Origin of the sequence: Acinetobacter sp. YH01022, assembly GCF_013420235.1 — a bacterium.
Taxonomy (GTDB): Bacteria; Pseudomonadota; Gammaproteobacteria; order Pseudomonadales; family Moraxellaceae; genus Acinetobacter.
This window is the reverse complement of the sequence record NZ_VOYP01000023.1, coordinates 17,782-40,203: the sequence shown is the minus strand read 5'-3', so window position 1 is coordinate 40,203 and position 22,422 is coordinate 17,782. Positions and strand designations below refer to the sequence as shown.

At 42.4% G+C, this 22,422-nt stretch carries 21 protein-coding genes; 12 read left to right on the top strand and 9 right to left on the bottom strand.

Annotation, left to right across the window (positions count from 1 at the left end; all coding sequences use genetic code 11):
• Nucleotides 1-161 precede the first annotated feature (161 nt).
• Nucleotides 162-2,801 (top strand): Lon protease family protein, encoded by a 2,640-nt coding sequence (locus tag FTT87_RS09840; RefSeq protein WP_300045176.1) that lies wholly within the window; start codon nucleotides 162-164, stop codon nucleotides 2,799-2,801.
• A gap of 67 nt (nucleotides 2,802-2,868) precedes the next feature.
• Here the strand turns inward: FTT87_RS09840 and grxD are convergent, their stop codons facing one another.
• A complete protein-coding gene (gene grxD, locus FTT87_RS09835; RefSeq protein WP_086175639.1) occupies nucleotides 2,869-3,210 on the bottom strand; it encodes a Grx4 family monothiol glutaredoxin in 342 nt (113 codons plus the stop codon).
• A gap of 163 nt (nucleotides 3,211-3,373) precedes the next feature.
• Here grxD and FTT87_RS09830 point away from each other — a divergent pair, with 163 nt between their 5' ends.
• The gene (locus FTT87_RS09830) at nucleotides 3,374-4,585 is read left to right on the top strand and encodes an aspartate aminotransferase family protein (protein ID WP_180174797.1); all 1,212 of its coding nucleotides are present in this window, start codon (nucleotides 3,374-3,376) and stop codon (nucleotides 4,583-4,585) included.
• A gap of 54 nt (nucleotides 4,586-4,639) precedes the next feature.
• Here the strand turns inward: FTT87_RS09830 and FTT87_RS09825 are convergent, their stop codons facing one another.
• From FTT87_RS09825 to surE, 3 genes are all read right to left on the bottom strand, one after another.
• Nucleotides 4,640-5,569, bottom strand: a complete 930-nt coding sequence (locus tag FTT87_RS09825; protein WP_166166970.1) for a LysR family transcriptional regulator — start codon at nucleotides 5,567-5,569, stop codon at nucleotides 4,640-4,642.
• 93 nt (nucleotides 5,570-5,662) lie between these two features.
• Nucleotides 5,663-6,472: a peptidoglycan DD-metalloendopeptidase family protein gene (locus FTT87_RS09820; protein WP_166166973.1), complete on the bottom strand. Its 810-nt coding sequence runs from the start codon at nucleotides 6,470-6,472 to the stop codon at nucleotides 5,663-5,665.
• Nucleotides 6,473-6,588: 116 nt separating this feature from the next.
• Nucleotides 6,589-7,359 carry a 5'/3'-nucleotidase SurE gene (surE, locus tag FTT87_RS09815; protein WP_086195655.1) on the bottom strand — a complete coding sequence of 257 codons (771 nt, stop codon included), beginning with the start codon at nucleotides 7,357-7,359 and terminating at the stop codon, nucleotides 6,589-6,591.
• Nucleotides 7,360-7,469: 110 nt separating this feature from the next.
• On the opposite strand from surE, the gene FTT87_RS09810 reads away from it, so the two are divergent.
• The 10 genes from FTT87_RS09810 to FTT87_RS09765 all read left to right on the top strand — a co-directional run bounded on the left by FTT87_RS09810 (nucleotide 7,470) and on the right by FTT87_RS09765 (nucleotide 15,867).
• The gene (locus tag FTT87_RS09810; protein ID WP_180174796.1) at nucleotides 7,470-7,844 is read left to right on the top strand and encodes an MCR_0457 family protein; all 375 of its coding nucleotides are present in this window, start codon (nucleotides 7,470-7,472) and stop codon (nucleotides 7,842-7,844) included.
• A 246-nt stretch (nucleotides 7,845-8,090) separates the two neighbouring features.
• Nucleotides 8,091-8,465, top strand: a complete 375-nt coding sequence (locus FTT87_RS09805) for an MCR_0457 family protein (RefSeq protein WP_373423515.1) — start codon at nucleotides 8,091-8,093, stop codon at nucleotides 8,463-8,465.
• A gap of 119 nt (nucleotides 8,466-8,584) precedes the next feature.
• Complete coding sequence (gene dacC / locus FTT87_RS09800; RefSeq protein WP_180174795.1) at nucleotides 8,585-9,733, top strand: D-alanyl-D-alanine carboxypeptidase PBP5/6; 1,149 nt, start codon at nucleotides 8,585-8,587, stop codon at nucleotides 9,731-9,733.
• A gap of 96 nt (nucleotides 9,734-9,829) precedes the next feature.
• Entirely contained in the window at nucleotides 9,830-10,360 is a 531-nt protein-coding gene (locus FTT87_RS09795; protein ID WP_166166988.1) for a gamma carbonic anhydrase family protein, read from the top strand.
• Nucleotides 10,361-10,446: 86 nt separating this feature from the next.
• Entirely contained in the window at nucleotides 10,447-11,088 is a 642-nt protein-coding gene (locus FTT87_RS09790) for a class I SAM-dependent methyltransferase (RefSeq protein ID WP_180174794.1), read from the top strand.
• Between the two features lie 118 nt (nucleotides 11,089-11,206).
• Nucleotides 11,207-11,692 carry an NUDIX hydrolase gene (locus tag FTT87_RS09785; RefSeq protein WP_180174793.1) on the top strand — a complete coding sequence of 162 codons (486 nt, stop codon included), beginning with the start codon at nucleotides 11,207-11,209 and terminating at the stop codon, nucleotides 11,690-11,692.
• Nucleotides 11,693-11,696: 4 nt separating this feature from the next.
• Nucleotides 11,697-12,830: a tRNA 2-thiouridine(34) synthase MnmA gene (gene mnmA, locus FTT87_RS09780; RefSeq protein WP_166166997.1), complete on the top strand. Its 1,134-nt coding sequence runs from the start codon at nucleotides 11,697-11,699 to the stop codon at nucleotides 12,828-12,830.
• A 16-nt stretch (nucleotides 12,831-12,846) separates the two neighbouring features.
• Nucleotides 12,847-13,578 (top strand): high frequency lysogenization protein HflD, encoded by a 732-nt coding sequence (gene hflD, locus FTT87_RS09775; RefSeq protein WP_180174792.1) that lies wholly within the window; start codon nucleotides 12,847-12,849, stop codon nucleotides 13,576-13,578.
• Nucleotides 13,579-13,641: 63 nt separating this feature from the next.
• Nucleotides 13,642-15,030, top strand: a complete 1,389-nt coding sequence (gene purB, locus FTT87_RS09770) for an adenylosuccinate lyase (RefSeq protein ID WP_180174791.1) — start codon at nucleotides 13,642-13,644, stop codon at nucleotides 15,028-15,030.
• 144 nt (nucleotides 15,031-15,174) lie between these two features.
• Nucleotides 15,175-15,867, top strand: a complete 693-nt coding sequence (locus FTT87_RS09765; protein WP_180174790.1) for a DUF2238 domain-containing protein — start codon at nucleotides 15,175-15,177, stop codon at nucleotides 15,865-15,867.
• A gap of 254 nt (nucleotides 15,868-16,121) precedes the next feature.
• On the opposite strand, the gene sohB is transcribed toward FTT87_RS09765, so the two are convergent.
• From sohB to FTT87_RS09740, 5 genes are all read right to left on the bottom strand, one after another.
• A complete protein-coding gene (gene sohB / locus FTT87_RS09760; RefSeq protein WP_180043277.1) occupies nucleotides 16,122-17,084 on the bottom strand; it encodes a protease SohB in 963 nt (320 codons plus the stop codon).
• A 184-nt stretch (nucleotides 17,085-17,268) separates the two neighbouring features.
• Nucleotides 17,269-18,195: a phosphate ABC transporter ATP-binding protein PstB gene (gene pstB, locus FTT87_RS09755; RefSeq protein ID WP_086196108.1), complete on the bottom strand. Its 927-nt coding sequence runs from the start codon at nucleotides 18,193-18,195 to the stop codon at nucleotides 17,269-17,271.
• 13 nt (nucleotides 18,196-18,208) lie between these two features.
• On the bottom strand, nucleotides 18,209-19,600 hold the full coding sequence (gene pstA / locus FTT87_RS09750) for a phosphate ABC transporter permease PstA (protein WP_086196109.1): 1,392 nt from the start codon (nucleotides 19,598-19,600) through the stop codon (nucleotides 18,209-18,211).
• Nucleotides 19,597-20,976, bottom strand: coding sequence for a phosphate ABC transporter permease subunit PstC (gene pstC / locus FTT87_RS09745; protein ID WP_086196110.1), 1,380 nt, complete (start codon nucleotides 20,974-20,976; stop codon nucleotides 19,597-19,599). Before pstC ends, pstA begins: the two co-directional genes overlap by 4 nt.
• 99 nt (nucleotides 20,977-21,075) lie before the next feature.
• Nucleotides 21,076-22,101 (bottom strand): substrate-binding domain-containing protein, encoded by a 1,026-nt coding sequence (locus FTT87_RS09740; protein ID WP_166167009.1) that lies wholly within the window; start codon nucleotides 22,099-22,101, stop codon nucleotides 21,076-21,078.
• Between the last annotated feature and the right edge of the window lie 321 nt (nucleotides 22,102-22,422).

The window sequence follows — 22,422 nt, the reverse complement described above, 5'->3', positions numbered from 1 at the left end:
TGAATGCTGCTATTCAAACGCTTAATAAGTTCAGTTTCAACAATAATTGTGAAATCATTATTTTATTTTGTCGATAAAAACGACCTGCGCGCTTGAATTTTTCAACTAAACCTGTATACCTTTAAATCTCTATTGCAATATTTTAGTTTTGGATTTAAACAGTGCCCCAAAAACTCGATCAAATGAATTCTTCATTATCTGCAACAACTACAGTGACTCAACCAGACCCTCTACAAAGCAGTTTAATTTCAGCATTCGATCAACCGGAAATTCAAAACACCCTGACCAAAACACAGCTTCAGCCCAAGCAACTGACGCATATTCCCAATCTTGAAAAAATTCCTGCGTCAACACGAAGAATCAAACCGCTCAATGACTTTCTTGGGCAAGATCGCGCACGTGCCTCGGTTGAAGCAGGCATCGCCTTGCCTTACTCGGGCTATAATATTTTTGCAGTCGGTACGGCAGGCTTAGGTAAACGCACCATGATCAAGCGTTTACTGCAACAGCATGCCAAGACCATGCAAACCCCGAATGACTGGGTCTATGTCAACAATTTCAAGTTCCCGCGTCAGCCGATCGCACTTGAACTGCCGCCAGGACAAGCACCTAAATTCCAGGCATTGCTGCATCAAACCTGGCAAACCATTTTAAAACAGCTGGAACGGCGCTTTACTGCGGAAACCTATCACAATCGTATTGAAATGATTCGCGAACAAACTGGCGATGAACAGCAATCGGCCTTGGTCGAATTGACCAAAGAAGGTGCAAACTTTGACTTAAAACTGATTTCGCAAGATGATGAACACTGTTTCGTGCCGGTTCATCTGAAAAACAATGAATATCAGGAAATGTCCAAAGAAGACATTAATGCCCTGGATAGCAAACAGCGCGCAGAAATTGCTGCAAACATTCGCTACATGAATAAAAAACTGGAGCGCTTGGGCCTACATTTAGGTGATCTGGAAGATGATGCACGCGATCAGGTCCAGCATCTCAACCGTGACATTGCTAAACAGGTGGTGATGCCGCGCATTGATCTGATTCAGAACAAATATCCCGATGTCGATGGCCTGACAGAATATCTGCAATATTATGCGGAAGATATTATCAATAATGTGGAAATTATCCTTGAGCAAGAAGAGGATGATTTTGCTCCAGGCATCTTCAGTCGCGTGCCTTCACGTTATCAGGCCAACATCATTGTTTCCTACAAACCCAATAGCGGTGCGCCGGTGATTTTTGAAGACTTCCCGACCCACTACAACTTGTTAGGACACGTGGAACAGCTTACTCAAAATGGGACCATCACCACCGACTTTACCCTGATTCGTCCGGGTTCACTACATCGGGCGAATGGCGGTTTTCTGATACTCGAAGCTGAACAACTGCTGGAACAGCCTTATGCTTGGCAAGGTTTAAAACGTGCCCTGAAATCTGGAAAATTAAAGCTGTCCTCGCTGGAACATATGCTGACCTTAACCGGCAGCATCTCCATCGAACCACAAGCGATTCCATTAAATATTAAAGTGATTTTACTTGCAGAACCTGAAATTTATTATGAAATTTTAGAACTGGAACCTGAACTCGGCAGCGTGTTTAAAATTCGTGCCGACTTCACCGACACATTACAACGTAATGACGTTAATGAACAAGCCTATATGCAATTGATTGCAGACTATGTTCAAGCTGACAAACTCTTACCTTTTGACCGTTCTGCACTAGCAGCACTGCTCACCGACTCAAGCCGTCAGGCGGAAGATCAAAGTTCATTGTCATTGCATGCCTTAACTTTGGGGGATCTGATCCGGGAAGCACATCATCATGCAGCGCAAGCCGGTGATAAAACCGTTTCGGAAAAACATATCAATACCGCACTTGATCATCGCAAGTATCGCCTGGGTTATTTACGTGAATTGTACTGGCAAGATTTAACGCGTGGCACACAGTTAATCGAAACCAAAGGTCACCGTTTGGGTCAAATTAATGCCCTGTCGGTGATTCAGTATGCCGATGTCGAATTTGGCTTGCCTTCACGTTTGACTGCATCGGTCTATCAAGGTGGCGGTGACATTCTGGATATCGAGCGTAGTGTCGAATTGGGGGGCTCACTGCATGCCAAAGGCATATTGCTGATGTCGAGTTTTCTGAAAGCGCATTTTGGTCGTGAACAGATGCTGCATTTTTCGGCTGCCCTCGCCTTTGAACAAAGTTATGGTCAAATCGACGGTGACAGCGCAACCGTAGCTGAGCTTTCTGCCCTTATTTCTGCCATTAGCCAGTTACCGATTGACCAGTCCTGGGCCATTACCGGCTCCATGAACCAGTTGGGTCAGGTTCAACCAATTGGCGGTGTCAATGCCAAAATTGAAGGTTTCTATGATGCCTGCAAGCTGCAAGGCTTAACGGGCAAACAGGGAGTGATTATTCCGCATCAAAATATGGAACACCTGATGTTACGTCATGATGTGATTGAAGCTGTAGCCAAAGGTCAGTTCCATATTCACGCCATTGAAACCATTGACCAGGCTCTAGAAATTTTAATGGCACGTCCTGTCGGCACACTGAATAAAAAAGGCCGTTACAGTAAAGGTTCCATTTATGCGGCGGTCATGGATCAATTAGAATATTGGCAGGCGCTTGAAGATGGTGCCGAACTGGAAGAAGAGCCGAAGAAAAAGAAAAAAAAGAAGAAAGACAAGAAAAAAAACAAAGTTGAAGCATCTGCCAATCAAGCTGTAACCACTGCAGCAGTTGAGCCGAAAGCCAATGAGCAAGACCCACTCGCAGAAAAAGTATGATTTTTTTCTGAGATATAAAAAAGCGCCTTAAAGGCGCTTTTTTTTAATTCAACTTCACATCACTGAATTAAGCTTCAGGTGCCGGGCTGTACTGTTCGACCAAAGGTTTTAACTCACCTTTTTGGAACATATCCAGCATGATATCGCTACCACCGATCAATTCACCATTGATCCACAATTGTGGGAACGTAGGCCAGTTAGCAATTTTCGGTAAAGTTGCACGGATATCCGGGTTTTCCAAAATGTTGACATAAGCAAATGGACGACCAATTTGACTGAGTGCTTCTACTGCACGTGCAGAGAAACCACATTGTGGAAATTGTGGTGTACCTTTCATGTAAAGTAATACTGCATGTTTAGCAATTTGGTCACGAATTAACGCTTCAGTATCGCGTACTTGTTCAGTCATTGATAAATCCTCAACTAATCTGCCTCGCATTATACCCAAAACTGGAGGAAACAGTATGTCTAAAGCAATAATTCCATTTTTATTTACATTTGGGCTTTTAATCTGTCCTGGATTTTGCTTATATAAACTTTTATTTTTCCCTCCTAACAGATAAGAGTTAGTCATGAATAACATTACCCTTGCTCCTGTGCAAACTGATCAACCATCTCATTTGATGCCGGTATTTGGCCGTCAGCCGATCAGCTTTGTCCGAGGACGAGGTTCTTATCTTTATACTGAAGACGGTACTGAATATTTAGATGCATTGACCGGTATTGCAGTATGTGGCTTGGGTCACTCACACCCTGCGGTAACTGAAGCAATTGCTGAACAGGCAGCTACCCTGATTCATACCAGCAACATTTTTGAAGTACCTTGGCAAACTGCTGCTGCACAAAAACTGGCTGAAGTTTCAGGTATGGAAGAAATTTTCTTCTCGAATAGTGGTGCAGAATCAAATGAAGGTGCAATTAAAATTGCGCGTAAATTTGGTCATATGCAAGGGGTAGCCACACCTAAAATCATTGTTGCAGATCATTCTTTCCATGGCCGTACTATGGCGACCCTGTCAGCAACGGGCAACAAAAAGGTTCAGGAAGGTTTTGCACCTTTGGTTGAAGGTTTTATCCGCGTGCCATTTGGTGATATCGAAGCGATTGAAGAAGCTGCAATTCACCATCCAGATATCGTTGCGATTTTAGTTGAACCAATTCAAGGTGAAGGTGGTGTCAATACTGCACCTCAAGGTTTTAGCTATCTGGAAGAAATCCGTCAAATCTGTAATCAGCATAGCTGGTTGATGATGCTGGATGAAGTTCAAACAGGTAACGGTCGTACCGGTAAATACTTTGCTTACCAGCACACCAATATTGTTCCCGATGTACTCACTACTGCCAAAGGGCTAGGCAATGGTTTCCCGATTGGTGCGGTGATGACTCAAGGCCGCGGCGTGGGTGTTTTAACTGCCGGCAACCATGGTTCAACTTATAGTGGTACTGCTCTGGGTTCACGTGTGGTTTATACGGTTATTGATACCATTCAAAAAGAACATCTGGTTGAAAATGCCGCAAAAATGGGAAGTTATATCGTTGAGCAGTTAACCCAGCAACTGGCTGATCAAAATATTAGCGTTCGTGGTTTCGGTCTGATGATTGGTATTGAGTTACCAAAAGCCTGTGGCGAATTGGTCAATGTGGCACGTGATGAATATCATTTAATTATCAATGTGACTGCAGGTTCTGTAATCCGTTTATTACCGCCACTCAACATTAGCCAACAACAGGCTGATCAGTTGATTGAACGTCTGGTTAAAATGATCAAGGATTATTTAGCTTAAGCCTTCAATCCAGTCTAAAAAAGCCGCTAATCGCGGCTTTTTTATGCTTCATTTTTATGAAACTGCCTGGTAAATTCTTCCGCCGGGTAACTGGCTAAAGTATTGTTTTAATGCATCCAGACAGCGATGAACCTTCATGGGTTGCTGATCTTTTTTTGCCGTGATGGCATATAAAGTGAAATTTTCCAGTTTCCACTCTGGTAAAACCTCCACCAGAGCACCATTCATTAAATCCTTTTGTACATCCAGATATAAAATTCGGGCAATACCATGCCCTTGCAAACATAATGATTTTGCAACCAGGACATTATTGGTACTTAAACGTGATTTCATTTCCAGATTCACTGTTTTATCTGACGCCGCATGTTGAAATGAAAAATGTTGATAATTTTTCATAATATTGATTGGAATCAGGTCATGATGGTTTAAATCTTCAGGCCGCGATACAGGCGCCGACTGATTCAAATAACTTGGAGAAGCCACCAACACCTGCTCTACCAGAGCCAGAGGCATCACATTCAAATGATGATCTTCTATTTTTGGGCTCATGCGTAAAGCGATATCGATACGCCCTTCAAGTATATCAATATATTGATTATCGGCTTCTAAATGGACTGCTAAACCACGATGTGCCTGCATCCAGTGAGACAATGCAGGAATCACATGATTGGCACCAAGTTCCGGGGTTGTAGCAATGCGTAAATCCCCCACCAAGTCATCGCGTAACTCGTTGATACGGATTTTCCCACGCTCTGCAGCGGCAAGCATTTCTTGACAGCTGTGGAAAAAAGCCTGTCCAGCTTCAGTCAAATTCAATTTTCTTGTAGATCGATGTAGAAGTGTCACTTCCATTTCATTTTCTAAAGAACGAATTTGCTGACTCACGGCGCTGGTCGTGATTCCTAACTCACGTGCAGCACCGCTAAACGAGTTTTTTTCAACAACACAAGCAAACACACCCATTGCTCGAAGTTGATCTAACATAAATTTCCCTCTGAACTTATAATTACTTTATCTTTCCGATAAAAGCAACTCATTGTATTATACGGCGAAATTTATGTTTTGTATTTGTGAAATTTAATTTATTGGTAAAACGATGGTCGGATTGATAGGTTTACCATTTAAACGCACCTGAAACTCCAGCATAGTACGATTTGTACCCGTTGAACCCATTTCAGCAATTTTCTGCCCTGCTGTCACATTCTGGCCACTGCTCACATTCATTTTGCTGTTGTGGGCATAAGCGGTAATGTAGCCATCGATATGCTTGATCAGAACTAAATTGCCATATTCTTTCAAACCATCAGCCGCATAGACCACTTGACCATCAGCCGCAGCAAAAACCGCATCTCCAGTATTACCACCATAACGAATACCCTTTACATTTGCAGCCACATTAAAGTTTGCAATGACTGCGCCATTACTTGGTTTTACCCAGCGCAAAGCAGAGACTTTCGAAGATGCTACGGGGGCAGTCGCCGTGGTTGCAGGAACTGTAGTTTTAGCCGGTGTAGTCGGAAGTTGAACTGTTTGACGCTGAATCGGTGCGGCTTGGGTCACCGCTTGTGTAGTGGTGGTGCGACGTGAGCCTGAATCTTTTAAACGTAAAGATTGACCGACATAAATGCGATAGGGTGGCGCTATATCGTTCATATCGGCAACACTGGTATAAGACAGACCATAACGTGCAGCAATTCCGCTTAATGTATCTCCAGATCGAACCGTATAGTAATCTGGTGCAGCCGCATAACGTGTCGCATTATGAACTTGTGGTTTTGAAGCACAGCCACTCAAAATGGCTGTGGCAATAACAGCTGTAGACAAGACCATGGTTTTCAACAAACCCACAGGCGCAGCAAATAAGCGATATGGTGACACCAAGTGCATTAATCTTCCTCTCTACACATTAAGTCTATTTATTGGTTTGCACTAAGATTAGCAAAAAAGCATCTGAAAAATAGGGTCAATTCTGCTTTTTCACAAAGTTATAACACTACTGGGCATTATTTGGAAAACTCTGCATGTAATGTGTGCAAAATCTCATAATTTGTCGCGTCCATTTGAATTGGCGTAATGCTGACATAGCCATTTGCCACCGCAAAAAAATCCGATTCTATTTCAGTTAAACCTTTTTTAGGTTCAGCGACAGCCTCACCTGACAAACCAATCCAATAAACCTGACGTCCACGTGGGTCTACATGACTGGTAATCGGTTTAGATTGACTGCGACGTCCCTGATAAGTAATTTTCGAACCTCTCAATTCAGATATATCTGGAATATTCACGTTAAAAATATGACGTGGCGGTAAAGTCGGCAAACCCTGGGCAATAAAATCATGCACCCATTTTGCTGCTACGGCATAATCATTTGGATTGTCATAAGAACGGACATTGGGACCGGCCATGGAAACGGCAATAGCCGGTTGTTTCATTAGGCGGCCTTCGAAGGCAGCTCCGACAGTACCAGAATAAAGCACATCATCGCCCAGATTTGCCCCACTGTTAATTCCGCTGACCACCAGATCAAATTCAAAATCAAATAAGCCGTTCATGGACAGATATACACAATCTGCGGGTGTTCCATTGACTGCCCAGACATCTGCTGAAATTTGAACAGGTCGTAAAGGACGATCTAAGGTAAGTGCACTGGAAAAACCACTGCGTTCACTTTCAGGAGCAACGATGACTACACGACCAAGGGGAGCCAAAGCTTGAGCCAAGGCCTGAATACCGGGAGCAAAAACGCCATCATCATTGGCAATTAATATATTCACTTAAACATCTCTTAACGGTTAAAAATGACTAATCAGAACATTTGATTGAATTGTATAGAAAATTATATATATTTGACGCTCAACATCCATTCAAAAAGTGTGATTTAAAAATGACTAAAAGCATATCATTTCGTGGCTTATTGGGGTTAGGCATTGCGGCATTATTATCTTCTACAGTGTTCGCCAATGACGGTTTATCTCTGGAAGAAGCCAACACAATTGTGAAAGAAGACCTTGCTTCAACTCAGGTGATGGCTGAAGTATGCCCTGCCATTATTGGTAAAAATGCAAAATTTGATCAAAACATTCAGCTGTTGATTAAAGCTTATCTGCAAGACTATTCAGATCAGTCGATGACTTTTGATAAAATTCAAGCAGATTCAGAGTATAAATCTGTTCTGGAGGAAGCTCGCCAAGCTGCAAAAGAAACCAGTAAAGATGAACAAAAATCGGTTTGCGAAGATGTTGTAAATTATCAGGTTTGATCATTCGGTCTTGTTTTATATAAGTTATCTAAAATATTAAACCTCTTATTATGACCACAGGCATAAAGCAGATTCCTCTTTATGCCTTTTTAAATTCTTTGCTGTTTTCATATTTTCTTGATGAACCTCATCATTTTCAACAGCTTTAATACATTTGTGTACTTACAATTACCCAAAATACCGTTAATCTTATTTTTATTATTGTGATGTTTTTAAATCATTCAGGTCTGTTTAATGAAATTATCTATGCTTAAACCGCTTTCTTTGGGACTGTTAACCACCGCTGCCATGACCCTGTCTATGATTCATGCAGCCACACCAGATGAAAATATTGAAGTAACGCCACTACAAAAAGTCACCCAGCAAGAGCTGGCAGCCATTTATGTACTTTCAGAAGTATGTCCAGATTTAGTGAATGATCGCGCTCAATTTGAACAAGGTTATGCCAAGCTGGCACAAGAATATTTACCTGCCGACAATAATGCGGTTTCGAGCCTGGCTAAACTCAGCCAAGAGAAAAAATTTGAGCCTGTTTTAGCTGAAGCACGTAACGATGCAAAAAAAGCTGGAGATGCAAAAAATCAGGAAATTTGCCAAGAACTCACCACATACAGCAAATAACACAAATTGGTTACAATACTTTTGAAAATAAGCTGATTTCCCCCATAGAAGTCAGCTTTGCTTTGTCCTAAAATGCAAAGCTCTTTGTGCTTATTATTAAGATATTGGAACCACCCAGAATGACCCACAAAAGCGCCCTTGCTGCATTATTACTATTGCCGAGCTTCACATACGCAGCAACTGTCTTATCTGCACCGCCAGAACTCAATAATAAATCTTATGTTTTAATGGATTATGAGACAGGGCAAATCCTCGCATCAAAAAATGAAAATGAAAAATTAGCACCTGCTTCAATGACCAAGATGATGACCAGCTATATCATCGAACAAAAGTTATTGAGCGGTGAACTCACTGAAAATGAAAAAGTTCGTATGAACGAATCGGCGTGGTGTCGTGGTAGCAGCACGGAATCATGTATGTATGTCCCGCTTAACGGTACTGCAACAGCACTGGAAATGCTGCGTGGGATTATCATTCAGTCTGGTAATGATGCCTCTAAAGCCATGGCAGAGCATATTGCCGGCAATGAAGGTACCTTTGCGCACATGATGAACCAGGAAGCAAAACGTATTGGCATGACCAATACCAGCTTCATCAACGCAACAGGGATGCCTGCTGAAGGTCACTACTCGACTGCCAAAGATATGGCGACACTTGCGCAACATATCATTCATGACAGTTCAAAATATTACCCAATCTACTCTGAAAAAGAATTTAGCTTTAACGGCATTAAACAAGGTAACCGTAATGCCTTGCTTTATACAGACCCAAGTGTAGACGGTTTAAAAACCGGTCATACTGAAGAAGCCGGTTATTGCTTAACGACTTCAGCTAAACGTGGTCCAATGCGTTTAATTTCCGTGATTTTTGGCGCACCAAGCATGAACGAGCGTGCCTCACAAACACGTGAACTTTTAGCTTGGGGTTATGCAAGCTTTGAAACCGTAAAAGTTCAACCTGCCAATCAGGTTTTAGCCAAGTCAAAAGTTTGGTACGGTAAAAGCAATGATGTTCAAATTGGCCTACCTGAAAACTTTAACGTGACCATGCCTAAAGGCGAAGCCAATGCCATTAAAACTCAATTGGTGGTTCAACCTAAACTGACTGCACCACTTAAAAAAGGTCAAGTAGTCGGTAAATATGTAGCTACCTTGAACGGTAAAGTGATTGCAGAAAAACCGCTGGTTGCCCTTCAAGCTGTTGAAGAAGCTGGTTTCTTTGCAAAAATGATTGATCACATCAAACAATTCTTCGCAAACTTGTTCTAAGTTTAATTTTTTAAGCTTAGACCAAAGCATCCCTACTTCGGTTTGGATGCTTTTTTATTTTATAATGCTTGAAAATTGACAGACTGAACCCCTCACATGGCTAAAAATATTCGTCCCTATTTAAATACCGCACCGCAAGTTGATGACTCATGTTATATCGATGATATGTCAGTCGTCATTGGCGATGTGGTACTTGCTGAAAATGTTTCGGTGTGGCCTTTTGCCGTGATTCGTGGTGATGTCAATCATATTCATATTGGCAAAAACTCCAATGTGCAGGATCATGCCATGCTGCATGTCAGCCATAAAAAAGCCGATAAACCTGAAGGTTCACCTTTAATTATTGGCGAAGATGTGACGATTGGCCATCATGTGACTTTACATGGCTGTACCATTGGCAATCGGGTATTAGTGGGGATCAATACCATCGTTTTAGATGATGTGGTGATTGAAGATGACGTGATGATTGGTGCAGGCTCATTGGTTCCACCACGCAAACGTCTGGAAAGTGGTTATTTATATGTCGGCAGTCCGGTACAGAAAGTTCGTCCGCTTACAGAGAAAGAAAAAGAATTTTTACCTTATTCAGCACGGCATTATGTGAAAGTGGCGGGGAATTACCAATAACGGTCAGAGTTTAAGTTCGCTAGTTCGTTCAGTTCAAGGCATGAACTTTACAGGTTCAATTTTCTCTAAATTAAGGATGTCACACCATGAGCAAAAAGCATTGGGAAGATGTCTATCAGACTAAACCTACTGATCAAGTCAGTTGGTATCAGGAACAGGATCAAAAATCTTTAGAACTGATCCAGAGATTAAGAGATAAACATAAACTTGATTTAACTGTGCAGATTATTGATGTGGGAAGTGGTGCGTCGGTATTTATCGATCAACTTTTAGAGCTTGGATTTAAACATATCCATGTATTAGATCTCTCCCAGACAGCTCTGGGAAAAACCCAAACCAGACTACGGGAGAAAAATCTGCATGCAGAACAAATCACTTGGCTGGTAGAAGATATCTGTACCGTCATGCTTCCCGCCAATTATTTTGATTTATGGCATGACCGTGCCGTATTTCATTTCATGGTCAGTGCTGAGCAACAGCAGCAATATATTTCCAACCTAAAGACCTCTTTAAAAAAAGGTGGTCATCTGATCATGTCCAACTTTGCTGAAGATGGTCCAACCCAATGCAGCGGTTTAACTATTCAGCGTTATAGCATTGAAGAGTTACAGGAAAAACTCGGTGCCGATTTTCATTTAATGCATTTTGAACATGATATTCACCTGACCCCGTGGGGCTCAGAACAGAAGTTTCTACATAGTGTCTGGGCTTATCAACCCAATTCTTAATGTATTTCAACCATGCAAGTCAGCATCAGAAAAGCTGATTAGAAAGAAAAAGCCCTTCATCATAGCCACCGCGCCCTAAATTTTGTAGAATACCTCTTTTATCCCATGGTGCTTTTCTATGACCGCTTGGACTGCCCACGTTACCGTCGCTACTGTTGTTGAAAAAAATGGAAAATTCCTTTTTGTTGAAGAACATACTCAAGGTGTAACGCATACCGTATTTAACCAGCCTGCAGGTCATGTCGAATGTGGAGAAACGCTTATACAGGCGGCCATTCGTGAAACCATGGAAGAAACTGGGCATGATGTAGAAATTACAGACCTGCTTGGCATATATACCTATACTCCGCCAATGTTCCCTGACCGTACCTATTTCCGTTTTTGCTTTTTAGCCACAGATCTGCATCATCATACAGATGCAAAACTGGATACTGGAATCGTGGGTGCCGTCTGGATGACATTGGACGAACTGGAAGAATCTGCACGCGCACGTAGTCCCTTGGTGATTAAAGCCGTCAAAGATGCCTTATCCGGTCAAAAATATCCTTTATCGCTCGTTTATGAGCACCAAAATTCTCCCCTATATACAACTTTGGATGCCTAATCCTATGCAACAACGTGTCATCGTCGGTATGTCTGGTGGTGTAGATTCATCTGTGTCTGCAGCACTTCTTCTTCAACAAGGTTATCAGGTTGAAGGACTTTTCATGAAAAACTGGGAAGAAGATGACGGCACGGAATATTGTACGGCCATGGAAGACCTTGCCGATGCGCAAGCCGTGTGCGACAAAATTGGCATCAAACTGCATACTGCCAACTTTGCCATGGAATACTGGGATCGCGTGTTTGAGCATTTCCTCGCAGAATATGCCGCAGGTCGTACCCCAAACCCGGATATTTTATGTAATAAAGAAATCAAATTTCGCGCCTTTTTAGACCATGCCGTGAACTTGGGTGCAGACTTTATTGCCACAGGTCATTACTGCCGTCGTGGTGAAACCATGACCAACTCGCGTGGTGAAGAATATGCACCTTTATTACGCGGATTTGACCAAAACAAAGACCAGACTTATTTCCTGCATGCGGTACATGGCCGTGAAATTAACAAGACTTTGTTCCCTGTCGGTGAAATTGAAAAGCCACAAGTACGTAAAATTGCTGAAGAACTGGGTCTGGCAACTGCAAAGAAAAAAGACTCTACCGGAATCTGCTTTATTGGTGAACGCCGTTTTAATGACTTTTTAAAACAATATCTTCCAGCCCAACCCGGAAAAATTTTACTGGATACCGGCAAAGAGGTTGGTGAACATCACGGCTTAATGTACTATACGCTCGGTCAACGTGGCGGTATCGGCTTAGGTGGTCTGAAAGGCGAAGCCGAAGGCGCCTGGTTTGTGCTTTATAAAGATATTGAAAACAATCGCCTTGTTATTGGTCAGGGTCATGAGCATCCACTCATGCAAAGTACTATACTTTGGAGTGAAGCGATTGACTGGGTCGCGGGTGAGCAGAATATTCCAGTAACAGGTTTCCGCTGTACGGCTAAAACCCGTTATCGCCAGCCGGATCAGGCTTGTGTCATTTATCAAGATGCCAATATGCCAAATGGCGTACGTGTTGAATTTGACGAACCGCAACGTGCGGTGACTCCAGGACAAAGTGTAGTGTTCTACGCAGATGAAGTTTGTTTAGGTGGCGGTGTGATTCATCATACCAATGCACCAAAACCTGATTTTATTTAAAAAGGAAGCGATAGGCATGGCTGAGTTACCCTTTCAACAGCCTCAGACTTTGAATGTACGTCAGAACCGTGCTTTGGCGTTGGCAGCTGTGTTCCAGTCAACACAGCTGACCCATATGACAGCCATGTCAGGACAACACAGTATTGGTGAAAATGGCAGCTTCTATTTAGAACAATTGATTAAAGCCAGCCTGAATATCCGTCCTACTTCCAATGAATCCTGTCAAACCCTAGACTTTTTTAATCAACTGGCCGATATTTCCCTTGGCTTAAAAACCTTAGAAAGCAGTATTACCCAACCCTTTAATCCTTCTCCTAAATCACGTTTACCGAAATTTTCCAACGCCAAATTGCCAATGAGCTATGCTATGGCGTTGTTACAGTTAGAGAAAAAAGTCTATAGCAATCCCAAATTTGTTGAAATTATTGAACAATCACAACAAAAAATTCTAAAACAGCTGTCTTTTTTCGATAATAACTATCTGCATCCCAGCATTATTGCTAACCTTGCCCAAACCTATATAGACACTGCCGGACAAATTAATCCGCGGATTATGGTCAAGGGCAATGCCGAAGCATTTAAAGATAGTGCCCATACCAACCGAATTCGCGCTTCCCTGTTTACTGGCCTGCAACTGGCGCACTTATGGCGTCAGTTAGGTGGCAGCTCATGGGGCATGATTTTTAGCAAGCGCAAACTGCTCCAGGATATTCAAGATCTTGCCCGTTTACAGTATCAGGTAGTTTAACCTGATCATGAACGAATTTTTATTATTCGCTTTACGTTTAATTCCAAAGTTTAAGGAATCGCTATGAACGCTTTAACCGCACTTTCTCCATTAGATGGACGCTATGCTAGCAAATGTGATGCTTTGCGCCCTTTCCTCTCTGAGTTTGGTTTAATCCACGCTCGTGTGACTGTTGAAGTACGCTGGTTACAAGCGCTTGCAAACCGTCCTGAAATCACTGAAGTTCCTGCTTTCAGTGCAGAAACCAATGCTGCGCTTGATGCAATTGTTGCCAACTTCTCTGAAGACAATGCCAACCGCATTAAAGAAATTGAACGTACCACAAACCATGATGTTAAAGCAGTTGAGTATTTCCTTAAAGAACAGATTGCTGATATCGAAGAATTGAAGAATGCCGGTGAATTCATTCACTTTGCCTGTACTTCTGAAGACATCAACAACTTGTCTCATGCTTTAATGCTGAAAAATGGTCGTGAAGTTTTAGTTGCTGCAATGCAACAAATCATCGATTCAATCGTTGCTTTGGCTGAAACTCATGCTGAACAACCAATGTTGTCTCGTACCCATGGTCAAACTGCTAGCCCAACCACTTTGGGTAAAGAAATGGCGAACGTGGCTTACCGTTTAGCGCGCCAAATCAAACAGTTCAAACAAGTTGAACTTCTAGGCAAAATCAACGGTGCTGTAGGTAACTACAACGCGCACTACTCTGCTTACCCAGAAATCAACTGGCCTGCTCATTCACAAGCATTTGTGGAATCTTTAGGTTTACAGTTTAACCCGTACACCACTCAGATTGAACCACATGACTACATGGCGGAACTTTTTGATGCGTTACGTCGTTTCAATACCATCTTGATCGACTTTAACCGTGACGTATGGGGTTATATCTCGCTTGGTTTCTTCAAACAACGTTTGAAAGAAGGTGAAGTTGGTTCTTCAACTATGCCGCACAAAGTCAACCCGATCGACTTCGAAAACTCTGAAGGTAACCTGGGTATTGCCAATGCAGTTCTTGCACACTTGGGCGAAAAACTTCCAATCTCTCGCTGGCAACGTGACTTAACTGACTCTACTGTGCTTCGTAACATGGGGGTTGGTTTTGCGCAAAGCTTGATCGCATTCGAAGCTTGCTCTAAAGGTATTGGCAAACTTGAATTGAATGCACAGCGTATTCTGGAAGATCTTGACCATGCTCAAGAAGTGCTTGCTGAACCAATTCAAACGGTAATGCGTCGTTATGCAGTTGAAAAACCATACGAGAAATTAAAAGCCCTGACTCGTGGTCAGGCCATGACTCGCGACATGATGGTTGATTTCGTGAATGGTAACGAGCTGGAAGCCGTTCCTGCTGCTGACCGTGCCCGTCTGGCTGAAATGACTCCTGCAACTTATACAGGTAATGCGTCAACTCAAGCGAAACAGATTAAGGATTTAATTTCTAAAATTTAATTCGAAATAAATCTAAAAAGCGAAGCTTCGGCTTCGCTTTTTTATTAGAATAGAATCTGTTGATAATTCATCTATGTTTGTAACCACATAAGCCATTGATAAAATTTCAGCACTCCCAATAAAACTTTGCCAATACAAGAAATAATGATTGAACATCAACTGAGTATCAAACACTGGCTGGCACTTACAGTGCTCACTGTTGCGGTAATCATCGCCAGTATTCGGCCTTTAGAATTTGAAGCATATCTACTGCATCAAGCCGGTACCGTGTTTATGCTTGCGCTGTTATTGTTTACCCAAAAAAAAATTGGCATGAGTTTTTATAGTTTTGTGCTCTATCTCATTTTTTTACTGATCCATATTATCGGTGCACATTACCTGTATTCCTATGTTCCCTATAACGAATGGCTGATTCAGCTGTTCAATTTTGACCTTAATCAATCGATGGGCTGGTCACGCAATATGTATGACCGTCTGGTGCATCTTGCCTGTGGTGTACTGCTCTACCCAGTGTTACTACGGCTGTTTCATGTATGGCTGCCTGGGGCTAAACCCTTCATGCTATTTTTATTGGTGGTGCAGTTTATCATGGCCACCAGCTTAATTTATGAATGGCTTGAATGGCTGATTGCCATTGGTTTATCACCGGAGGAAGCAGAAAATTATAATGGGCAACAGGGAGATATGTGGGATGCACATAAAGATATGCTGCTTGCAACAGTCGGCGCTGCAGGCTATGGCCTTCTTGATTTATGTTATAAAAACTTAGCTAAAATACCGCAACCAGAAAGTGACCACACGTCCAAGGATAGCATTCAGGCAAATAGGGAACCATGAGTCAGCTTCAGCCTCCCCCAGCTCTACTTTGTCAGCCATTTTTCAAGCAGAATACTATTTACTCCCAATATACTGAAACCGGATCAGTAAATCCGTTGCAGAAGTGGTTCTACGCTAAAGCATAAAAAACCTGTGCTCATTTATTTTAATTTCCTCATAAGGGGGGATCAAATTGAATCGGATATTAAGCTACAGTCAGTCAAAAAAATTGCGCTCATCAGAGCGCAATTTTAAAATCAGCAAACAGCTTTCAATTAAAGTTTAGGGTCACGCATTTGTAGCAAATTTGCATTGGCTTTACTCAATGATTCCATCACTTTATTCATCACTGCAGGGACTAGACCGTCAGCTATTTGCGCCGCTTGTAGACCCAGCTTTTCACCCAGTGTCGGTTTACGTCGAGTTTCAATCACAAAGACTTCATGTTGTGGCAATAAAGCAAGCAAATATTCATCTGAAGTTTGCAGCTTATCTACCAGATTCAATTCAAGCGCATCTTTTCCATACCAGTGCTCACCTGTTGCCACTTTTTCAACATTCAACTGCGGACGGTACTTTTCAACAAAGTGCTTAAACAGCTCATGCGTCTGCTGTAACTCTTGTTCAAATTTGGCTTTACCTTCAGCGGTATTTTCACCAAACATGGTCACGGTACGTTTAAACTGACCTGCGGTATAAAGTTCAAAGTCAATGTGCTTTTCTTTCAGCAGACGGTTAAAGTTTGGTACCTGTGCAACCACACCAATGGAACCGACGACGGCAAATGGTGCAGATACAATTTCATTGGCAATACAGGCCATCATATAGCCGCCACTGGCTGCAACTTTATCGACACAAATCGTCAGGTTAAAACCGGCATCCCGCAAACGCACCAGCTGGGCAGCTGCCAGACCATAGCCGTGCACCATACCGCCTGGGCTTTCCAGACGCACCACAACACGATCACACCCTGCTTTTGCAGTGGCTAAAATCAGGGTAATTTCTTCACGCAAGTTTTCTACGGCAGAGGCTGCTGTGTCACCTTTGAAGTCAAGCACATAAATTTTTTGATTATTCTTTTTACGTAAACGCGCTTCTTTTGAAAGCTGTTGGGCAAGATGCAGTTGTTCCAATTTAGATGCAGTCGCTTGTGCAATTTTTTTTCGTTGTTCATTTACACGTGCGTTTAAATGGTTGATACGGATTTCAGCGGGTAATTTGGGATTGTGAAATAACATACAGATACAGACTCATTTAATTCATATTTATCTTGCATAAGATGTGGGCAATCACACAAAAATTCAATTTATATTTTGCAAATAATGATCATTAACCAAAAAGAAAACCAGTCTTTCTAACTTCAATACAACAATAGTGAAATAAAAAAGAGCCTTACGGCTCTTTTTAGAAATGGTGTTCAGATTAACCGAAGCGACCGGTAATATACGCTTCAGTCAATTGGTGATCTGGCTGAGTAAAGACTTTTTCAGTCGAATTGACTTCAATCAAGTCACCCAAATGGAAATAGGCAGTACGGTCAGATACACGTGCAGCCTGTTGCATCGAGTGCGTTACAATCGCAATGGTATATTGGGTTGAAAGTTCTGAAATCAGTTCTTCAATTTTAGCCGTTGCAATCGGGTCCAGCGCTGAACATGGCTCATCCATCAGAATCACTTCCGGACTCACCGCAATAGTACGCGCAATACATAAACGCTGCTGCTGACCACCTGAAAGACCTGTACCCGGCTGGTTTAAACGGTCTTTGACTTCATTCCACAGCCCCGCTTTATGCAGGCTATTTTCCACAATTTCTTCCAGGTCGTATTTATCACGCGCCAAACCATGCAGTTTAGGACCATACGCCACGTTATCAAAAATTGATTTCGGGAATGGGTTCGGTTTCTGGAACACCATACCAACCTGTGCACGCAGTAAAACCACGTCCAGATTCGGGTCATAGATATCCTGATTATCAAGCATCACCTTACCGGTCACGCGACAGGTATCAATGGTGTCGTTCATACGGTTTAAGGTACGCAGGAAAGTTGATTTACCACATCCCGATGGACCAATAAAGGCAATCACTTCATTTTCATAGATATTGATGTCAATACCTTTAATGGCTTCTGCTTCGCCATAGTAAACATGGACATCTGAAGTACTTATTTTAACATTCGATGTTTCATTTTCTTTTTTCGTTGAAGTATGAGTATCGAATTGAGAAACAAATGAAGTACCAGGATGTTTTTGATCGACTTCGGGAGCGATAAACTGTTTCTGTTCTGGATTCACGGATTCATCCTGTTCTAAGGAATTTGCTTGTGTCATAGCTGTTACAGTATTCATATATTGTCCTCACTTACCAGCGCACTTCAAGTTTCTTACGTAACCAGATGGCAAGGCTGTTCAAACCAACCATCAGCGCCAGTAAGACAATAATTGCGGCAGCAGTACGTCCTTCAAAGAAGTTACGTAATTCGTTACCCTGCCATAAGAAAATTTGTACCGGTAATGCAGTAGATTGATCGAGTGGTGTCGCTGGCACGCTTGCTACAAAAGCACTCATCCCAATCAGAAGTAAGGGTGCGGTTTCACCGAGGGCTTGTGCTACCCCAATAATGGCGCCGGTTAAAATGCCCGGAAGCGCCAAAGGCAGCACGTGATGAAATACCGTTTGTACACGGGAAGCACCCAGACCCAATGCCGCCTGACGAATGGATGGTGGTACTGCTTTCAGTGATGCACGTGTGGTAATAATCACGGTTGGCAAGGTCATCAGACTCAGTACCAGACCACCGACCAAGGGGGCAGAAAGGGGTAAATGCATCCAGCCAATAAAAATGGCAGCGCCGAGCAAACCAAAGACGATCGAAGGAACCGCTGCCAAGTTATTGATATTCACTTCAACAACATCTGTAATCCAATTTTTAGGCGCAAATTCTTCAAGATAAATCGCTGATGCCACACCAATCGGAATCGAGATAAAAATCACGATCAGCATCATGAACACTGAGCCCATGAATGCACCTGCAAGACCAGAAGTTGCAGGTGAACTGCGTGAGTCTGGATTGGTAAAGATATTGGTATTAAAGCTATTCTCAATCACACCTTTGGCTTTTAAATCATCGGCAAGCTGGCGAATTTCAGGACTAAGCTGTTGCTGGTCATCAGGTAAACTGCGATCAATATTACCTGCTAGCCATACATCGACATTGGCATCGGCCAGAATCTTGATCTCTTCTTTTTTGCCAATCAGCGTTGGATCAGCCATTACCATATCACGCAAGCGATAGGCCTCTGAACTGGTATACAAAGCGGATAAATCATCACGTTTTGAGGCAATTGAAGGATCTTTTGCAATCATGCCATTAACAATCAAGGCATCCCAATCCACCATGCCCATTTCGGTTTGCCAGGCAATGGTACGCTCTGCAAACTGGGCTGGAGATTCGCCATCCTTCTGCGTAGGTTTTGCACCCACCTGAATGATGGCAGGATCGAAATAGACCGGTACAGAGAGACTGCTTTGCCAGAATGCAGGTAAGCCTTTCGCTAAAATACTTCCGAATAAAAGCACCACAAAGAACAAACCTGTCACAACTGCAGAAAAGCCTAAAATACGGAATGTCTTTTCTTTACGATGACGTTTGGCTAAAGAACTGGCAATTCTCTGTTTACGTTTTTCGCGTAATTCAGCTGCAGCTTGTGGGTCAAAGCTTTGCCCCATAGAAGATGTATTTGATGTACTCATTCGTATTGCTCGCGATATTTACGCACGATATACAGTGCAACAATGTTTAAACCTAACGTAATGACAAACAGCGTTAGACCTAATGCAAATGCCACCAAAGCTTGCGGGCTGGCAAAGTCGGTATCGCCGGTTAACTGGTTCACAATGGTAATAGTAACTGTAGATACGGCTTCTAGCGGATTGACATGCAATAATGGACTATTCCCTGCTGCCAGAACCACAATCATGGTTTCACCAATCGCACGTGATGCGGCAAGTAGGAATGCGCCAATAATCCCCGGCAGTGCAGCAGGCAGAACCACCTGACGAATGGTTTCAGACTTGGTTGCACCCAACCCTAAAGAACCATCGCGTAGTGCACGTGGCACCTGGGTAATAATGTCATCCGACAATGAAGATACAAACGGAATAATCATGATGCCCATGACAAAACCAGCAGTTAAGGCACTGGTTGCATTAATGTGTAGTCCAATGCTTTCGCCAAGCAACTTGAAGAATGGGCCAATCACCATCAATGCAAACACGCCATAAACAATGGTTGGAATACCGGCTAAAACTTCAATGGCAGGTTTTGCCCAGGCACGAAAACTTGAAGGTGCATATTCAGCCAGATAGATAGCAATCATCAGTCCAACAGGAACCGCAACCAATAAGGCGATTCCGCTCACCATCAGGGTTCCCCAGATTAATGGCAACAGGCCATAACTGCCTTCTGCATTTCCAGAAGTACTAAATCCAGGGTTCCATTCCGTACCAAAAAAGAAATCGATCGGACTGACAAAATGGAAAAAGCGCATGGCTTCGCTAAACATCGAAAGTACAATGCCGATGGTGGTTAAGATGGCCACACCGGAACATAGAGCCAAGCCCCAATTAATGATTTTTTCAACCTGGTTACGGGCACGATATTGCTGGGCAATGCGCTTTTTAGCCATCACCAGACCCGCCAAAGCGGCACAAATCACTAAAGCCAATTTAGCAAAAGAACTAATCGTTTCAATTTTCGCGAGTTGCTGTGCGGCTGCAATTTCATAGGCTGCGGCTTGATCACTCACACCAAAACCCGAAGCAATCGCTTTAACACGATCAATGAGCACTTCTATACCGGCACGATCCAATGTCGCTGCAACGTTTGCAGGGACATTATTTAACACCACATGGCGCAGAATGTTCGGTTCGACAATATTCCAAACCAGTAAAATTAAAAAAGCAGGGATACCACACCATAAAGCCACCAGTGCCCCGTAATAGCCAGGACGCGAGTGCAACTTTGCAGTGTTATTTCCCTTACCTGCTAGGTTACGGCTTTTTGATAACCCGATTTGATAGGCGATGGCAATTAATGCCAACAACACGCCCATAAGTAGCAGATTCATGTATTCTCCAGCATTTTTCAATTTTCATGCTTTGAAAAACTTGTCTATACAAAAAAGCCGAAGGTAGAAATTATTCTACCGTCAGCTCATTTATCCTAATTACTTAACCGCTTTACCGGCTTTCAAATTTGCAAGAACTTTGGCACGTTCTTTGTCTGACATAGAAATCAGACCAGCTTTTTCCAGTTTAGAGCCTTTACCTGAAACTTTCTTATTCAGGAAGTACTCAGAATACTGTTGTAAGCCTTTGATTGATTTAAGGTGCTCACCTTTTACGTAGAAGTACAATGGACGTGATACCGGGTAAGAACCATTTAGAATCGTTTTCTCTGATGGGGTCACATTATTCACTGTAGCTACACGTAATTTGTCACGGTTTTGGTCATAGAAACCTAAACCAAACACACCAACTGCACTTGGAGAAGTTTTTAAACGTGCAAGTGTTTCAGTATAATCACCAGAAATTTCAATGACTTTTCCGTCTTTACGGAAATTTGAACATGCTTTCTTCTGAGCATCTTTATCTAAGTTTTTGAAATATGCGTAAGATTCACAACCTGCTTCAACCATTTTTTCCTGGAACACTTCACGTGTACCGTGGTTAGAAGCTGGAATTACCAATGTGATTGGTTCATTTGGAAGTGCTTTGTCAATTTGATTCCAGCGTGTATACGGGTTTGGAACCAATTTGCCTTGTGAAGGCAACTGTGCAGCCAGTGCAGCAAATACATGTTGTGGACGTAATTTATAAGCTGCTTTCTTTGAGTTAGATGCGAATACAATACCGTCATAACCTACTTTAACTTCGATTACTTGGTTTACGCCAGCTTTTTTACATGCAGCCAATTCAGTATCTTTAATTTTACGAGATGCATTGGCGATGTCGATGGTATTATCACCTACACCCTGACAGAATTGTTTTAAACCGCCAGATGTACCACCAGAACCCACCACCGGTGCTTTAAATTGCGGGAAAGTATTACCAAATTCTTCTGCTACAATACTTGCGTATGGCAAAACAGTCGAAGAACCAGCGATCTGGATAGTATCACGAGCTGCATTTGCTGTTGTTGCTACAGCTGCCCCTGAAAGTGCTAAAGCAAGTGCGATGTGGTTTAAGCGCATTCTTTTCTCTCTTCAATAGATGCAATTTTGAAGTACGCTACTTTTTATAAAGTTTTGTACTTATTTCGATGATTGCATTTTGATTTTAGAATATGACAATCAAGTTACAGCTTTGTGACGCTTTTATGATAATTCATTTCTTTTGTAGGGTTTTTAAAAATATCTTTTAAATTCAATAACTAAAAACCAATCAAAAATATTATTCAAACATTGTTTTTGAGTACGAATTTGTAATATTTCTTAAATCTGTCATTTTCTCATGCCTTCTGTTTCTACTTGCAGGGTGTTTATTCTATGTACAGACCATAAAAATGTTCTGTT

Coding starts and splice junctions, on each gene's coding strand:
- grxD (WP_086175639.1), bottom strand. CDS start 3,210: ATGACTGAACAAGTACGCGATACTGAAGCGTTAATTCGTGACCAAATT.
- FTT87_RS09830 (WP_180174797.1), top strand. CDS start 3,374: ATGAATAACATTACCCTTGCTCCTGTGCAAACTGATCAACCATCTCAT.
- FTT87_RS09825 (WP_166166970.1), bottom strand. CDS start 5,569: ATGTTAGATCAACTTCGAGCAATGGGTGTGTTTGCTTGTGTTGTTGAA.
- FTT87_RS09820 (WP_166166973.1), bottom strand. CDS start 6,472: ATGCACTTGGTGTCACCATATCGCTTATTTGCTGCGCCTGTGGGTTTG.
- FTT87_RS09810 (WP_180174796.1), top strand. CDS start 7,470: ATGACTAAAAGCATATCATTTCGTGGCTTATTGGGGTTAGGCATTGCG.
- FTT87_RS09805 (WP_373423515.1), top strand. CDS start 8,091: ATGCTTAAACCGCTTTCTTTGGGACTGTTAACCACCGCTGCCATGACC.
- dacC (WP_180174795.1), top strand. CDS start 8,585: ATGACCCACAAAAGCGCCCTTGCTGCATTATTACTATTGCCGAGCTTC.
- FTT87_RS09795 (WP_166166988.1), top strand. CDS start 9,830: ATGGCTAAAAATATTCGTCCCTATTTAAATACCGCACCGCAAGTTGAT.
- FTT87_RS09790 (WP_180174794.1), top strand. CDS start 10,447: ATGAGCAAAAAGCATTGGGAAGATGTCTATCAGACTAAACCTACTGAT.
- FTT87_RS09785 (WP_180174793.1), top strand. CDS start 11,207: ATGACCGCTTGGACTGCCCACGTTACCGTCGCTACTGTTGTTGAAAAA.
- mnmA (WP_166166997.1), top strand. CDS start 11,697: ATGCAACAACGTGTCATCGTCGGTATGTCTGGTGGTGTAGATTCATCT.
- hflD (WP_180174792.1), top strand. CDS start 12,847: ATGGCTGAGTTACCCTTTCAACAGCCTCAGACTTTGAATGTACGTCAG.
- purB (WP_180174791.1), top strand. CDS start 13,642: ATGAACGCTTTAACCGCACTTTCTCCATTAGATGGACGCTATGCTAGC.
- FTT87_RS09765 (WP_180174790.1), top strand. CDS start 15,175: ATGATTGAACATCAACTGAGTATCAAACACTGGCTGGCACTTACAGTG.
- sohB (WP_180043277.1), bottom strand. CDS start 17,084: ATGTTATTTCACAATCCCAAATTACCCGCTGAAATCCGTATCAACCAT.
- pstB (WP_086196108.1), bottom strand. CDS start 18,195: ATGAATACTGTAACAGCTATGACACAAGCAAATTCCTTAGAACAGGAT.
- pstA (WP_086196109.1), bottom strand. CDS start 19,600: ATGAGTACATCAAATACATCTTCTATGGGGCAAAGCTTTGACCCACAA.
- pstC (WP_086196110.1), bottom strand. CDS start 20,976: ATGAATCTGCTACTTATGGGCGTGTTGTTGGCATTAATTGCCATCGCC.
- FTT87_RS09740 (WP_166167009.1), bottom strand. CDS start 22,101: ATGCGCTTAAACCACATCGCACTTGCTTTAGCACTTTCAGGGGCAGCT.